This window comes from Enterobacter cloacae complex sp. 394F7, assembly GCF_057320385.1.
On record NZ_JBXWCS010000014.1, the window covers coordinates 93,421 to 108,517 of the forward strand.

General features: G+C 53.1%; 14 protein-coding genes. 11 read left to right on the forward strand and 3 right to left on the reverse strand.

Translation table 11 applies throughout. The annotated features are described in order from the left end of the window. Nucleotides 1–30 precede the first annotated feature (30 nt). Entirely contained in the window at nucleotides 31–1,056 is a 1,026-nt protein-coding gene (tdh, locus tag AC2FAK_RS19075; RefSeq protein WP_095455539.1) for an L-threonine 3-dehydrogenase, read from the reverse strand. A gap of 9 nt (nucleotides 1,057–1,065) precedes the next feature. Beyond that, the gene (kbl, locus tag AC2FAK_RS19080; protein WP_095455538.1) at nucleotides 1,066–2,262 is read right to left on the reverse strand and encodes a glycine C-acetyltransferase; all 1,197 of its coding nucleotides are present in this window, start codon (nucleotides 2,260–2,262) and stop codon (nucleotides 1,066–1,068) included. A gap of 215 nt (nucleotides 2,263–2,477) precedes the next feature. Between kbl and rfaD the strand changes: the two genes are divergently transcribed. From rfaD to AC2FAK_RS19105, 5 genes are read left to right on the forward strand one after another with little or no spacing between them, the layout of a single operon-like run. Continuing rightward, a complete protein-coding gene (gene rfaD / locus AC2FAK_RS19085) occupies nucleotides 2,478–3,410 on the forward strand; it encodes an ADP-glyceromanno-heptose 6-epimerase (protein ID WP_095455537.1) in 933 nt (310 codons plus the stop codon). A 2-nt stretch (nucleotides 3,411–3,412) separates the two neighbouring features. Continuing rightward, nucleotides 3,413–4,459, forward strand: a complete 1,047-nt coding sequence (rfaF, locus tag AC2FAK_RS19090) for an ADP-heptose--LPS heptosyltransferase RfaF (RefSeq protein WP_045294583.1) — start codon at nucleotides 3,413–3,415, stop codon at nucleotides 4,457–4,459. A 3-nt stretch (nucleotides 4,460–4,462) separates the two neighbouring features. Then, nucleotides 4,463–5,446 carry a lipopolysaccharide heptosyltransferase RfaC gene (gene rfaC / locus AC2FAK_RS19095; protein WP_095455536.1) on the forward strand — a complete coding sequence of 328 codons (984 nt, stop codon included), beginning with the start codon at nucleotides 4,463–4,465 and terminating at the stop codon, nucleotides 5,444–5,446. A gap of 3 nt (nucleotides 5,447–5,449) precedes the next feature. Next, entirely contained in the window at nucleotides 5,450–6,559 is a 1,110-nt protein-coding gene (locus AC2FAK_RS19100) for a glycosyltransferase family 9 protein (RefSeq protein WP_038982555.1), read from the forward strand. Nucleotides 6,560–6,565: 6 nt separating this feature from the next. Next, a complete protein-coding gene (locus AC2FAK_RS19105; RefSeq protein WP_095455535.1) occupies nucleotides 6,566–7,474 on the forward strand; it encodes a glycosyltransferase family 2 protein in 909 nt (302 codons plus the stop codon). A 105-nt stretch (nucleotides 7,475–7,579) separates the two neighbouring features. On the opposite strand, the gene AC2FAK_RS19110 is transcribed toward AC2FAK_RS19105, so the two are convergent. Then, nucleotides 7,580–8,536, reverse strand: coding sequence for a polysaccharide deacetylase family protein (locus AC2FAK_RS19110; RefSeq protein ID WP_095455534.1), 957 nt, complete (start codon nucleotides 8,534–8,536; stop codon nucleotides 7,580–7,582). A 150-nt stretch (nucleotides 8,537–8,686) separates the two neighbouring features. On the opposite strand from AC2FAK_RS19110, the gene rfaQ reads away from it, so the two are divergent. The 6 genes from rfaQ to AC2FAK_RS19140 all read left to right on the forward strand — a co-directional run bounded on the left by rfaQ (nucleotide 8,687) and on the right by AC2FAK_RS19140 (nucleotide 15,096). After that, on the forward strand, nucleotides 8,687–9,757 hold the full coding sequence (gene rfaQ, locus AC2FAK_RS19115) for a putative lipopolysaccharide heptosyltransferase III (protein WP_013094901.1): 1,071 nt from the start codon (nucleotides 8,687–8,689) through the stop codon (nucleotides 9,755–9,757). Then, complete coding sequence (locus AC2FAK_RS19120) at nucleotides 9,754–10,881, forward strand: glycosyltransferase family 4 protein (protein WP_013094900.1); 1,128 nt, start codon at nucleotides 9,754–9,756, stop codon at nucleotides 10,879–10,881. The genes rfaQ and AC2FAK_RS19120 overlap by 4 nt, the downstream gene beginning before the upstream one ends. A 2-nt stretch (nucleotides 10,882–10,883) precedes the next feature. Next, on the forward strand, nucleotides 10,884–11,984 hold the full coding sequence (locus AC2FAK_RS19125; protein WP_029881896.1) for a glycosyltransferase: 1,101 nt from the start codon (nucleotides 10,884–10,886) through the stop codon (nucleotides 11,982–11,984). Between the two features lie 11 nt (nucleotides 11,985–11,995). Further along, nucleotides 11,996–12,985, forward strand: coding sequence for a glycosyltransferase (locus AC2FAK_RS19130; RefSeq protein WP_013094898.1), 990 nt, complete (start codon nucleotides 11,996–11,998; stop codon nucleotides 12,983–12,985). A 66-nt stretch (nucleotides 12,986–13,051) separates the two neighbouring features. After that, nucleotides 13,052–14,326: a lipid IV(A) 3-deoxy-D-manno-octulosonic acid transferase gene (gene waaA, locus AC2FAK_RS19135; protein ID WP_013094897.1), complete on the forward strand. Its 1,275-nt coding sequence runs from the start codon at nucleotides 13,052–13,054 to the stop codon at nucleotides 14,324–14,326. Further along, complete coding sequence (locus tag AC2FAK_RS19140) at nucleotides 14,326–15,096, forward strand: glycosyltransferase family 2 protein (RefSeq protein WP_095455533.1); 771 nt, start codon at nucleotides 14,326–14,328, stop codon at nucleotides 15,094–15,096. Before waaA ends, AC2FAK_RS19140 begins: the two co-directional genes overlap by 1 nt. Nucleotide 15,097 lies beyond the last annotated feature (1 nt).

Sequence of the window (15,097 nt, forward strand, 5' to 3'; positions counted from 1 at the left end):
ACCCGTTTATACGGGTGCCAGCTGGCAGGTTTAATCCCAGCTCAAAATAACTTTCCCGGACTGGCCCGAACGCATCGCGTCAAAGCCTTTCTGGAAATCATCAACGGAGAAACGATGTGTAATAATCGGGGACAGATCCAGACCAGACTGAATTAATGCCGCCATCTTATACCAGGTTTCGAACATTTCACGGCCATAGATGCCTTTAATGAACAGCCCTTTGAAGATTACTTTATTCCAGTCGATAGACATATCCGACGGCGGAATACCCAGCATCGCAATACGACCGCCGTGGTTCATGGTATCCAACATAGCACGGAACGCCGGTGGTGCGCCGGACATCTCCAGACCCACGTCAAACCCTTCGGTCATGCCCAGCTCTTCCATCACATCGGCCAGGCTCTCTTTAGAGACATCCACCGCACGGGTGACGCCCATCTTGCGGGCCAGCGACAGACGGTATTCGTTCACGTCGGTAATCACCACATTACGTGCGCCCACGTGCTTCGCCACTGCTGCGGCCATAATCCCGATAGGGCCCGCGCCGGAGACCAGCACATCCTCGCCGACCAGGTCGAAAGAGAGCGCCGTATGTACCGCGTTGCCGAACGGGTCAAAGATGGAGGCCAGATCGTCAGAAATGTTGTCCGGAATTTTGAACGCGTTAAAGGCCGGGATCACCAGGTACTCGGCAAAGCAGCCCGGACGGTTCACGCCCACGCCAATGGTATTACGGCACAGGTGCGTACGCCCACCGCGGCAGTTACGGCAGTGGCCGCAGGTGATGTGTCCTTCACCCGAGACGCGGTCGCCAATGTTAAAACCTTTCACTTCCTGACCAATCCCAACCACTTCACCAACGTATTCGTGGCCGACAACCATGGGTACTGGAATGGTTTTTTGCGACCACTGATCCCAGTTGTAGATATGAACGTCAGTGCCGCAAATGGCGGTTTTACGAATTTTGATCAGCAGATCGTTATGACCGACTTCCGGCTCCGGCACGTCGGTCATCCAAATCCCTTCTTCCGCTTTCAGTTTGGATAACGCTTTCATCACACGTCCTCAGGCAATTACGCCCAGCTGTTTACCGATGCGGGTAAAGGCTTCCACCGCACGTTCAATTTGTTCAGGCGAATGCGCCGCGGACATCTGGGTGCGGATACGCGCCTGGCCTTTTGGTACGACCGGGAAGAAGAACCCGGTCACGTAAATGCCTTCTTTTTGCAGCTCACGGGCAAAGTTCTGCGCCACGACGGCATCACCCAGCATGACCGGGATAATGGCGTGGTCAGCACCGGCCAGGGTAAACCCTGCCGCACTCATTTTTTCGCGGAACAGGCGCGCGTTGGACCACAGACGGTCGCGCAGTTCAGCCCCGGATTCCACCATCTCCAGCACTTTGATGGAGGCGGAAACAATGGCCGGCGCGAGGGAGTTGGAGAACAGGTACGGACGGGAACGCTGGCGCAGCCACTCCACCACCTCTTTACGCGCAGCGGTATAGCCGCCAGACGCGCCACCAAGCGCTTTGCCCAGCGTACCGGTGATGATGTCCACGCGGCCCATCACGTCACAGTATTCATGCGAGCCACGGCCGTTTTCACCCACAAAACCGACCGCGTGCGAGTCATCGACCATCACCAGCGCATCGTATTTATCCGCCAGGTCACACACGCCCTTCAGGTTGGCAATCACGCCATCCATAGAGAACACGCCGTCGGTGGCGATAAGCACATGGCGAGCCCCCGCTTCACGCGCCTCTTTCAGGCGTGCTTCCAGTTCAACCATATCGTTGTTGGCATAGCGGAAACGCTTCGCTTTACACAGGCGCACACCATCAATGATGGAAGCGTGGTTAAGGGCGTCGGAGATAATGGCATCTTCTGCACCCAGCAGCGTCTCAAACAGACCGCCGTTGGCATCGAAGCAGGAGGAGTACAGAATTGCGTCTTCCATGCCTAAGAAGTTCGCCAGCTTTTTCTCAAGCTGCTTGTGACTGTCCTGCGTGCCGCAGATAAAGCGTACGGAGGCCATACCAAAACCGTGGGTATCCATACCGCTTTTCGCCGCAGCAATCAGCTCAGGGTGATTCGCAAGACCCAGGTAGTTGTTCGCACAAAAGTTGATCACATGGCTGCCATCGGCAACGGTGATGTCCGCCTGCTGAGCAGACGTGATAATACGCTCTTCTTTAAACAACCCTTCCGCACGCGCGGTTTCAAGGTCGCTGTTTAACTGTTTGTAAAAATCACCACGCATTGCAATTCTCCAGACTCGGCAAATTTCGGCACATATTACCCAAACCTATAGTTCATGACGAGATGACACATTATCTCTTCTCGTTTTTGCAGCATAAATCACGTGTACCCTTGCGCTATGTCGGTGAATGGCTGAAGGGCAGCCATACTAATGATATGATAGAACCATTAGCGTCCGGGATTGTCCCCGGACTCCACACTTCAAAGGTTACAGTTATGATCATCGTTACCGGCGGCGCGGGCTTTATCGGCAGCAATATTGTTAAAGCTCTCAATGACAAAGGCATCACCGACATCCTGGTGGTTGACAACCTGAAAGACGGCACCAAGTTCGTCAACCTGGTGGATCTGAACATCGCTGACTACATGGATAAAGAAGACTTCCTTATCCAGATTATGGCAGGTGAAGAGTTCGGCGAGATCGAAGCCATCTTCCACGAAGGGGCATGCTCCTCCACCACAGAGTGGGACGGCAAGTACATGATGGACAACAACTATCAGTACTCTAAAGAGCTGCTTCACTACTGTCTGGAGCGTGAAATTCCTTTCCTGTATGCCTCTTCGGCGGCCACCTACGGCGGACGTACCTCTGATTTCATTGAATCCCGCGAATATGAGCAGCCGTTGAACGTTTACGGTTACTCCAAGTTCCTTTTCGACGAGTATGTGCGTCAGGTGTTGCCAGAAGCGAACTCCCAGATCGTTGGTTTCCGCTACTTCAACGTCTACGGGCCGCGCGAAGGCCACAAAGGCAGCATGGCGAGCGTGGCGTTCCATCTGAACACTCAGCTGAATAATGGCGAAAGTCCAAAACTGTTCGAAGGCAGCGACGGCTTTAAGCGTGACTTCGTCTACGTAGGCGACGTTGCCGCCGTGAACCTGTGGTTCTGGGAAAATGGGGTATCCGGTATTTTCAACCTTGGCACCGGCCGCGCGGAATCTTTCCAGGCCGTGGCTGACGCAACGCTGGCGTATCACAAGAAAGGCAGCATTGAGTACATTCCTTTCCCGGACAAACTGAAAGGCCGCTACCAGGCATTCACCAAGGCCGATCTGACTAACCTGCGCGCAGCGGGTTATGACAAGCCGTTCAAGACCGTTGCCGAAGGCGTAACGGAATATATGGCCTGGCTGAACCGCGACGCGTAAGTATGAGAATTCTGGTGATCGGCCCGTCATGGGTGGGCGACATGATGATGTCGCAAAGTCTCTATCGCACGCTCAAGGCGCGTTATCCCCAGGCGATAATCGACGTGATGGCACCCGCATGGTGCCGTCCGTTGTTATCGCGTATGCCGGAAGTGAATGAAGCCATCCCAATGCCACTCGGCCACGGGGCGCTGGAGATTGGCGAACGTCGTAAACTCGGCCACAGTCTGCGCGAGAAGCGTTATGACCGTGCTTACGTGTTACCCAATTCGTTTAAATCCGCGCTTGTGCCCTTCTTCGCCGGTGTGCCGCACCGTACCGGCTGGCGCGGTGAGATGCGCTACGGTCTGCTGAATGACGCACGCGTGCTGGATAAAGAGGCCTGGCCATTAATGGTGGAGCGCTATGTGGCGCTGGCCTACGACAAAGGCGTAATGCGCAGCGCAAAAGACCTGCCGCAGCCGCTGCTATGGCCACAGCTACAGGTCAGCGAGGGTGAAAAATCCCAGACCTGTAACGCGTTTGGTCTTTCCTCTGAACGGCCGATGATTGGCTTCTGCCCGGGCGCAGAATTCGGCCCGGCAAAACGCTGGCCGCACTATCACTACGCAGAGCTGGCAAAGCAGTTGATTGACGAAGGTTACCAGATCGTTCTGTTCGGCTCGGCCAAAGACCACGAGGCGGGGAACGAAATTCTTGCAGCCCTCAGCACAGAACAGCAGGCCTGGTGCCGCAACCTGGCCGGGGAAACCCAGCTTGAGCAGGCGGTGATTTTACTTGCTGCCTGTAAAGCCGTAGTCACCAACGACTCCGGGCTGATGCACGTCGCCGCCGCGCTCAACCGCCCGCTGGTTGCGTTGTACGGTCCAAGTAGCCCGGACTTCACGCCGCCGCTCTCAAATAAGGCGCGCGTTATTCGTCTGATCACGGGTTACCATAAGGTGCGTAAAGGCGATGCCGCGGAAGGTTATCACCAGAGCCTGATCGACATCACGCCGCAGCGCGTTCTCGAAGAACTCAACGAACTGCTGCTGAGCGAAGAAGGATAACGAATGCGGGTACTGATCGTTAAAACCTCTTCGATGGGTGATGTGCTGCATACGCTTCCGTCGCTGACGGACGCCATGCGGGCCATTCCAGGCATTCGTTTTGACTGGGTGGTGGAAGAGGGTTTCGCGCAGATCCCTACCTGGCATGAAGCGGTCGACCGCGTGATCCCGGTGGCCATCCGCCGCTGGCGTAAAGCGTGGTTTTCCACACCGATTAAAGCCGAGCGCAAAGCCTTCCGCGATGCGGTGCAGGCGCAGCGTTACGACGCCATAATCGACGCGCAGGGGCTGGTCAAAAGCGCCGCGCTGGTAACGCGCCTGGCACACGGTGTTAAGCACGGCATGGACTGGCAAACCGCCCGCGAACCACTCGCCAGCCTGTTCTATAACCGTCGTCACCATATTGCAAAGCAGCAGCACGCAGTGGAACGCACCCGCGAGCTGTTCGCAAAAAGTCTCGGTTACACAAAGCCGGAAACCCAGGGTGATTACGCGATCTCGCAGCATTTTCTGCGTGATGCAGAGAAGCCTGCGCAGCCTTGGCTGGTTTTCCTGCATGCCACAACGCGCGATGATAAGCACTGGCCGGAAACGCACTGGCGAAGACTCATTGAACTAATGCAACCTGCCGGCATCCATATTAAACTGCCGTGGGGTGCTGAACATGAGCGCCAGCGTGCTGAACGTCTGGCAGCCGGTTTTTCGCACGTCGAGGTTTTACCTAAACTCACGCTGGCGCAAGTTGCTGCAGAGCTGGCCGGAGCTAAAGCTGTCGTTTCCGTTGATACGGGTTTAAGCCATTTAACCGCGGCGCTGGATCGTCCAAACATCACGATTTTTGGCCCGACCGATCCCGGTTTGATTGGGGGTTACGGTAAAAACCAGCATAAAATGGTCAGCCCGACTCAACAAACGAGGGACATTAGCGCAGATGCCATTTTTTCATTTTTACAGGACAGCCACTGGCTTTCCGACAGGGATATCTAACGAATGAGTTACGTATTTCTGCTGATTTTACTCCTTCCGGTGAAGCTTATCCGGAAGCTGTTCCGCAAAGATACAGGTAAAAACCTGGTCATTCAGACAGCCAAAATCGGTGATTTTGTTAATGCGACGCCCCTGCTGGCATACCTGCAAAAAAGTGATGTGCTCATCAGTCGCAGCGTAGGTGCGCTGGCGAAGCATGACGAAACGATCGAAGAGATTTTTTTTATCGAGCAGCATAAGCGTAGTCTGTGGCGTAAGCTCAGCTTTGCCTGCCGCATCATGAACCGCTACGACAACGTCTATCTTCTGCAACCCAACAGTGTAAATCTCTTTTTTGCCGCCGTCTGTAATGCCAAAAACAAACAATTTTTAAGCATTTACACCCGCAGATGGTATCACGGGATTTTCTATCTCACCGCCGACGGTACCGTTGAGCACGGCAAAAAAACGCTATCAGTGACCAATTACCTGAAGCTGGCCGACCGTTCGTTGACGTGGCAGGACTCGCCCAAGCACGCCACAAAGCCGCTGTTCAAACCAGCGACCTACCCGGCAATTCTCGACAAACCTGATGTGATCCGCATCGGCATCAGCATTGCCGCAGGTAATAAAGCCAAAACAGTGCCTCCGGTCATCTGGAAGCGAATTATTGATCGTCTCGCCGACCTGCCCTGCGAGTTTTATGTGTTTGGCGCCCCTGATGAACAGTCGTGGCTGGATGATATCACCCGTGCTTACGGTGACATTCCTAATGTCGTTAACCTCATCGGCAAAATCCCTCTTGAAGATCTTCCGTGGGCGATTTCCAGGATGGATTGTTATATCGCGTCTGATTCAGGCAATGTCTATATTGCCGATGCAGTAGATGTACCCGTAGTGCTGCTGTTTGGCCCATGCTGCCACTATGAACAACGCCCACTTGGAAATGTGATGCTGATAGGTAACGACGACAATATTTGTTCTTATGTTTTTGAGACTAAATACTATTTCTCGCAAGACAGGGAAGAACTCTTTGCTGTAACAGACGAATCCTTAAACGAACTCAAACGTTTCATTTGCGCGTTACCAAAAGCTACCGCAACCCCATATACCTTTGATGCCCTGGGAAACTAATTTTTTATGGCTTTTCTAAGCATCATTATTGCTGCACATAACGCCGAAGATACCCTTCACACAACGTTAGAAAGCCTGCACGATGCCATCGATAATGTGGGCGACGATGTTGAGGTGATTATCTTTAACGACAGCTCCGATGATTCCACGCAAGATATTATTGAGACGTGGTTGCCAGCGTTTCCGAATGTACACTCCCGGCACGTTCAGTTTCGTAATGTAGGCCTTGTTCGCAATAGCGCATTCTCTCTGGCATCAGGTGACTACATTACCATGCTGGATAGTGATGACCGGCTGAAACCGGGTAGCATCAGGGACGCTGTAGCATTCCTCAAGACAGAGCGTCCTGATATGCTGCTGACGCGCCTGCTAGAAATTCGTGATATCAAAAAAATCACCCCCAACTGGCAAGGATTTTCTCCCGTTGCGTTGTCGCAACGGGAGGCTATAAAACGTTTCCTGCTGCATAAAGATTTCCAGGCACATCTCATTGGTCAATTCATTCATCGCAAGTTATACGAAAGTAATCCGATTCCTTCATTGGTGTGTTATGAGGATTTTGCGGTATTCCCTGGCATGTTGATGCAATCGAGTAAAATAGCCTATCAACGTCGCGGGCACTATTACTACATCAAGCGTAGCGACAGTTTGTCGAGCAAACTCGACGCGAGCAAAATCAAAACGCTTGTGGAATGCACATTGCTGATGGAAAAAACATTCCCGCAGCCGTTTCAACATCTCATAAATTGTCATTGGTTTGATATTTACAGTAATCATCGGCAACATCTGACCGACCAGCATTTCCAGCTTGTTAAACAACGGGTAAAAGCACTTTATTCTCTCTCATTTTTCTTATCCAGCGATGTTCGCTTCAGCTATAAAAAAAGGGTTATTGAGGCATTATGGAAAAAATAAAATTGCGACTCTATCGAGTGACGCTAATTTTGAGACTTATTTCGTTGTCCTCGACATTACTTATTGTTGGTAACAGCGTTAATCATAATGCCCGCGATGCGGGCATTAATTTTTCTTGTATTGATAAAACTCCGCCAGCGTCATCCCTACCGTCTTATCGGATAACCAGCTAAAGAGCACTTCCAGATCCTGATACAACCCTTCAATCGCCGCCTCATCTTTAAACGTAGGACTTCCGCCCGGCATAAATTCCGAGGAATGCAGCATAAACTCCACGTAGTCATGTCCCTGAGACAGGCATTGCTGTGCGACCTGAATCATCTGCGACGCATTACCACCGGACGGTCTCAACCAGTTTACGGACGGTGATCGATATTTACCGCGCAGGCGATCGTAGCCCTGTTTGACGGTGTTCAACCAGGCCGGATGCTTATACTGGATGCTCATCGGCACTTCGAGTAAGGGGCTATTGCCCGCTCGTGAGATATCGTCTGTATCAATATAGTAGGCGTGGTCTGGAAAGTGCTGATAATTGGTTCCGCCATTCCCCTGCGGGGCGCCTTTCGCGTTACGCCAGTTCACGCGCGGCGTAACAGAGCAATCAACCTGGTAGCCCAGTTCGATCAGCAGTCTGGCGTAACGGCTATCAAAGGCCCAGCGCCCGGCGCGATGGCTTAACATTTTGGTCTGGAAGGTCTCTTCCAGCAGACGGGTCATGAACAACACTTTCTCGCGCATAACCTCATCTGAAAATTCAATCAAATACGGCTGCCAGCGCCAGTCATCTCCGGTGAGATCGTGTTCAGGAGGGCTATTCCACGCGTGAAGGTGCATCCCGACTTCACCCTGACCGCGGGCGATCACATCTTTGGCAAACTCAATGAAAACCGGCTCAATCGCCATCTCATAATTTGTCAGCCATACGGGTTTGAAACCGAAACGCTCACAAAGCGTCTGGAATCGCGCCAGATAGCGCGCATTCTCCGTTTTAATGACGCGGTGATTTTGCCAGAGATTATCGCCTTCAGTATCAATCGTGATGATAAACGCTGGTTTTTTCATAATGAGTCCGCAAGACAGGAAAGTTAGCGCTATGTTACGCACTCACCGAAGCATGAGTAAACCCTTCCAGGGAATTTCCTGAGATTATGGAGAAAGAGTGCAAGTCGCTATCAGGTCTATTAGAATTGCCAACAGTACAACGCCAATAAGATGATGATGAATAACTTACCTGACACGCCTGATTTGCGCATTTTACTTATCAAACTCCGCCATCATGGCGACATGTTACTGACCACTCCCGTCATTGATTCGTTACGTCAAAAATGGCCGCAGGCACAGATTGATGTGCTGTTGTATGAAGAAACCCGCGATATGCTCGCCGCACACCCGGCGATCGGTACTGTTTACGGGATCGACCGTAAATGGAAGCAGCTGGGCACGCTGAAACATCTGCAAAAAGAGTGGCAGTTGCTCTGTGCGTTAAGGAAACAGCATTATCACCTGGTGATTAATCTTGCCGATCAGTGGCGCAGCGCTATCGTTACCCGTTTCACCGGCGCACCGGTACGACTCGGGTTCGCTTTTAATAAGCGCAACAACGCATTCTGGCGGTTTTGCCATAGCGATTTGGTCTCTGTGGCCGGGCACAACGCGTTGCACACTGTCGAACAGAACCTCTCTATTTTGTCGCCATTACCGGTCACCGCTCAACCTGCCGTGACCATGGCCTACCATGCTGAAGACTGGCACGAGGCTCACCAAAAGTTGATGCAAAACGGTGTGGGAGACAACTACATCGTGATTCAGCCTACGTCGCGCTGGTTCTTTAAATGCTGGGACGAAGGCAAAATGGCGCAAACCATCACGGCGCTGCAGCAGGATGGCCACACTGTCGTCCTCACCGCCGGGCCGGATAAAAAAGAGCTGGCGATGATCGATCGCATTCTCGCCGCCTCGCCAGAGACGGGGGTCGTCTCGCTGGCAGGTCAGCTCACGTTGCGTCAACTGGCTTCGCTTATCGATCATGCGTCTCTGTTTATTGGCGTTGACTCCGTTCCGATGCATATGGCCGCTGCGCTTCAGACCCCCTGTGTGGCATTGTTTGGCCCATCAAAACTCACCTTCTGGTCACCCTGGCAGGTTAATGGGGAAGTCATCTGGGCAGGTGATTACGGCCCGCTGCCCGATCCAGACGCCATTGATACCAAAACAAAAGAACGCTATCTCGACGCCATTCCCGTTGATGCTGTCGTCTCCGCCGCAAGGAGATATCTGTCATGAAACACCATCGCCTGGCGATTGTTCGCCAAAAGTATCGCCCGGATGGCGGGGCAGAACGCTTCGTGTCTCGCGCCCTTACCGCGCTGAGCAACCAAAATCTCGAGCTCAACGTCATCACGCGCGAATGGCAGGGTGAGAAACAGGACGACTGGCATATTCATATTTGCGATCCGCGCAAATGGGGCCGCATCAGCCGCGAGCGCGGATTTGCGCATGCCGCACGTGCGCTCTGGCAGCAGCAGCAGTTTGATATTGTGCAAAGCCACGAGCGCATTCCGGGCTGTGACATTTATCGTGCAGGCGACGGCGTACACCGACGCTGGCTCCTGCAGCGCGCACGCATTCTGCCTGCCTGGCGTGCAAAACTGCTGATGCATGATCGATATCACCGCTATGTGATGAATGCCGAACGTGAAATGTACCAGGCGCCGGAGTTAAAGGCGGTTATCTGTAATGCGGAGATGATCAAGCGCGAAATCGTCGAAGACTTTGATATTGACGCAAAAAAAATACATGTGATTTATAATTCAATTGATTCCACCCGTTTCGTTCCGGCAGAAGAGGCACAACGTATTGCATTGCGTCAGCAGTTTGGTTTGCCGACCGATGCCGTCATTTTCTGCTTCGTAGGGTCAGGATTTGAACGAAAAGGATTGGCCAGCGCTATACGCGCCGTTGCGGGTACTGCGGCGTGGCTGATTGTGGTTGGGCAGGATAAAGCAGAACGTCGCTATCGCGACCTCGCCCGTTCATTAGGCTGCGAGGGGCAAATCCGTTTTCTGGGGATGCAAAAAGAGACGCTGCCATTTTATCAGCTATCTGATGGTTTACTGCTACCAACGCTGTATGATCCTTTCCCTAACGTCATTCTTGAAGCGATGGCCTGCGGTTTGCCGGTCATTACATCAGAGAGTTGCGGTGGGGCAGAATTTATTCAGCAAGGCCAGAACGGATTTTACTGTGACGCACTTGATATCAGCACCCTGAAGGAGGCGGTAGCGGCCACCCCTTCGCTGGAAAAAAATAACGATATGGGACGAGCGGCACGTGAACGTGTAAAAGACGCCACCCCCGAAAAACTGTCAAGTCAGCTTATTTCGCTTTATCAAAAATTACTGGATTAAAAATGCGCATCCTAATGATTATTGATGGTTTACCCGGTGGAGGAGCTGAAAAAACGGTTCTTACACTCTCCAGCGGATTAACAGAGATGGGGCATCAGGTCTCTCTCTTCTCGCTGCGGAAAGTGTGCGACTACGCCATTCCGGAAGGCATCGATTATCAGGTCGTTCAGGATACCTGCAAAAAACCGTGGCGGAAGCTAACGGAGATCCCACGCCGCGCCAGGCTGCTGGATCAGGCTATCGAGCGGGCGGAGCGCAGCGGCAAATTTGATGTGGTGTTCTCGCATCTGCACAAAACTGACCGCATCGTGGCGCACTGCCGCGCCCTGGAGCGCGATAAAGTCTGGTTCTGCGTGCATGGCATGTTCTCATTCTCCTACCTTCGTCATCGCCGTGGGCTTTCACGCTGGTTTAAACACACTAAGATTCGCCATACCTACGAAAACCGCAACGTGGTCGCCGTCTCAGGCGCCGTGTTGAAAGATCTTTCAGAAACGCTGGCCCTGAATCTCCGACGCACGGCGGTAATCCATAATCCTTTTGATATTCCTGAAATCCAGCGTCTGGCGGACGCCCCCTTTGAGATGCAGGGAAAGGATTACATCATTCACGTCGGCCGCTTCCATGAACACAAGCGCCACGATCGCCTGCTACGGGCGTTCGCGCTGAGTCAGCTCAATACCACGCTGGTCATGATGGGCAATGGCTCTGAGGCTAAAATTCAAAAGCTTAAGCAGCTTGCCCGCGAACTGGGCATTGAAGACAAAACGGTTTTCCGTCCGTTCGAACCTAATCCTTATCCCTGGATTAAAGGGGCACGCCTTTTAGTGTTAAGTTCTGACTGCGAAGGTTTTGGTAATGTGCTGGTTGAATCCATTATCTGCCAGACGCCACCCGTCAGTACACATTGTCCAGGTGGCCCCGCCGAAATCCTCAAGGGAGACTTATCCCGCGGTCTGGCAGAGATGAATGACGAGTCTCTGGCAAAAACGCTGGCGGATATTTATACCTCTCCACCGGTCGTTGATCGCGCAACCATTGCATCGTTCGGTATCAAGGCCATTTGCCAGCAATATATTGCTTTGGTCGACAATCAAAAATAATCAGGTTTCTTATGCAAAATTCAGCGCCATTATTAAGCGTGGTGGTAGCCGTTTATAACGGTGAAGCGTTCCTGGATCAGTTCTTTACCTGCCTTGTGGATCAACGCATCGACAGTATGGAAGTCATCATCGTCAATGACGGCTCCACGGACCGTTCGATGCAGATCGTCGAAAACTGGCGCGAAAAGCTGCCGCAGATGCAGGTTATTGAGCAGCAAAATCAGGGCGTATCCATCGCGCGTAATACCGGTCTGGCCGTCGCGACGGGCCAATATCTTTCTTTCCCTGATATTGATGATGTCTTTAAACCCGGCATGTATCAGCACCTGCTTGATATGGCTGTTACGCAACGTCTTGATGTCGCTACCTGTAACGGCAACTACGTCTGGGAAAATAATAAGAAGCCTTCACGCCCTATTTTCCCTGAAGACAAACTGGCATCAACGGGCGTCATGTCCGGCCCTGCATGGCTCAAAATGGCGCTCGACTCCCGTAAGTTCCTGCACGTGACCTGGCTGAACATCTATCGTCATGACTTTATTCGCGAGCACGGTTTTCACTTTGAACCGGGGTTGCGCCATCAGGATATTCCGTGGACCACAGAAGTACTGCTGGCGGCGGAGCGGGTGCAGTACACCAGTGAACGTTACTACGACTACTACATTCACTCTGCGTCGGTGTCTCATATGCCGGACAATGACGACACGCTCATTCGCTCGGCGCGTCACTACATGAAAATCCTGCAGATGCTCGATGCCATTAATCAGCGCTACCCCGATAAAGTGAAAGGGATCCCTGCTTGCCACTGGCAAATTGCCAAAGAAGGGCTGGGCATCATTCATACTTTCGACAACATGAAAGATGAGCAGAAAAAGGCATTTATTATCAAAGAGTTTTTCGATAAAGGGATCTGGAAACTCATCTGGAAAAATGCAAAAAGTCCCCGATTGCGCTGGCGACTGGGCCGTCGTTACTTCCGTTTGAAGCGCTATGTGGCATAAGAGATAGCTTTACCTGGCCCAAATGCTTAGAATTTGCCCGCCGAAACTAAAAAGACGGATAATCGCTTGGAATTGTTGTATACCGCCCTGCTCTATATCATTCAGCCACTGGTGTGGCTGAGACTGCTGCTTCGTAGCCGTAAAGCGCCTGCGTACCGAAAACGCTGGGCTGAACGCTATGGCTTCTGTCGCAATAAAGTTGCCCCGGACGGTATTTTGCTGCATTCCGTTTCTGTTGGCGAAACGCTGGCAGCGATCCCGCTGGTTCGCGCCCTGCGTCACCGTTATCCGTCGCTACCGATCACCGTCACGACCATGACGCCGACCGGCTCTGAGCGCGTGATGTCCGCCTTCGGTAAAGACGTGCATCACGTCTATCTGCCCTACGACCTTCCCTGCGCCATGAACCGTTTTCTGGAAACCGTTCGCCCTAAACTGGTGATCGTGATGGAAACCGAGCTGTGGCCGAATATGATTTCCGCTCTGCATGCCCGTAAAATTCCACTGGTGATCGCTAACGCGCGTCTGTCAGAACGTTCGGCAAAAGGCTACGGCAAGCTGGGGAAATTTATGCGCCGCCTGCTCAGCAAAATCACACTGATTGCTGCGCAAAACGAAGAAGACGCAGCGCGCTTTATCTCGCTTGGCCTGAAACGCAACCAGCTGGCGGTGACAGGCAGCCTCAAATTCGATATCTCCGTCACGCCTGAACTTGCCGCCCGTGCTATCACGCTGCGCCGCCAGTGGGCACCGCGTCGCCAGGTCTGGATTGCGACCAGCACCCATGATGGCGAAGAGGCGATTATCCTGCAGGCGCATCGTAAGCTGCTGGAGAAATTCCCCGATTTGCTGCTGATTCTGGTACCTCGCCATCCCGAGCGTTTTAAAGACGCCCGTGAAATGGTGCAAAAAGGCGGCTTCAGCTTCACCCTGCGCAGCAGCGGTGAGATCCCCTCCACCAGCACGCAGGTGGTTATTGGCGATACCATGGGTGAGCTGATGCTGCTGTATGGCATCGCTGATCTGGCCTTTGTTGGCGGCAGCCTGGTGGAGCGTGGTGGCCATAACCCGCTGGAACCAGCGGCCCATGCCATTCCCGTGCTGATGGGTCCACATACCTTCAACTTCAAAGATATCTGTGCGAAATTGCAGCAAGCGGAAGGGCTAATTACCGTGACCGATGCGGATTCGGTGGTCAAAGAGGTCTCGACTCTGCTGACCGACGAAGATTACCGCCTGTGGTACGGTCGTCATGCCGTCGAAGTGCTGCATCAGAACCAGGGTGCCCTCACCCGTCTGCTGCAGCTTCTGCAACCTTATCTGCCGCAGCGGAGCCACTAATGTCAACGCGCCTGTCGGTCGTTCTGATCGCCAAAAACGCTGCCGACCTGCTTCCGGATTGCCTGGCCTCCGTTGCCTGGGCTGACGAAATTATCCTGCTCGACTCCGGCAGTGAAGACAACACGGCGGACGTTGCCCGCGCAGCGGGTGCAAAAGTCTATACCAACACCGACTGGCAAGGGTATGGCATCCAGCGCCAGCGTGCGCAGGGATATGCCACCGGTGATTATGTACTGATACTCGACACAGACGAGCGCATCACGCCGGAGCTGCGTCAGGCTATTCAGGCGGTGCTCGCCGCACCAACGCCGGGCACGGTCTACAGCATTGCGCGTCGTAACTATTTCCTTGGCCGTTTTATGCGTCACAGCGGCTGGTACCCCGACCGGGTCACGCGCCTCTACGAGCGCGAGCGGTATCAGTACAATGATAATCTGGTCCATGAATCCCTGGCCTGCGACAGTGCGCCAGTCGTCCCGCTGACGGGCGATCTTTTGCACCTGACCTGCCGGGATTTCGCCAGCTTCCAGCGTAAACAGCTCAACTATGCCACCGCCTGGGCACAGGAGCGCCATCAGCGCGGCAAGAAAGCCACGCTGACAGGTATCTTCACCCATACGCTGGGGGCATTTCTGAAAACGCTGCTGCTGCGTGGCGGCGTGCTGGACGGTAAACAGGGCTGGTTACTGGCCGTGGTAAATGCCCAGTATACTTTCAACAAATACACCGAGCTGTGGGCGCTCAGCCGCGGCTACTCAGAGAAAACGTGAG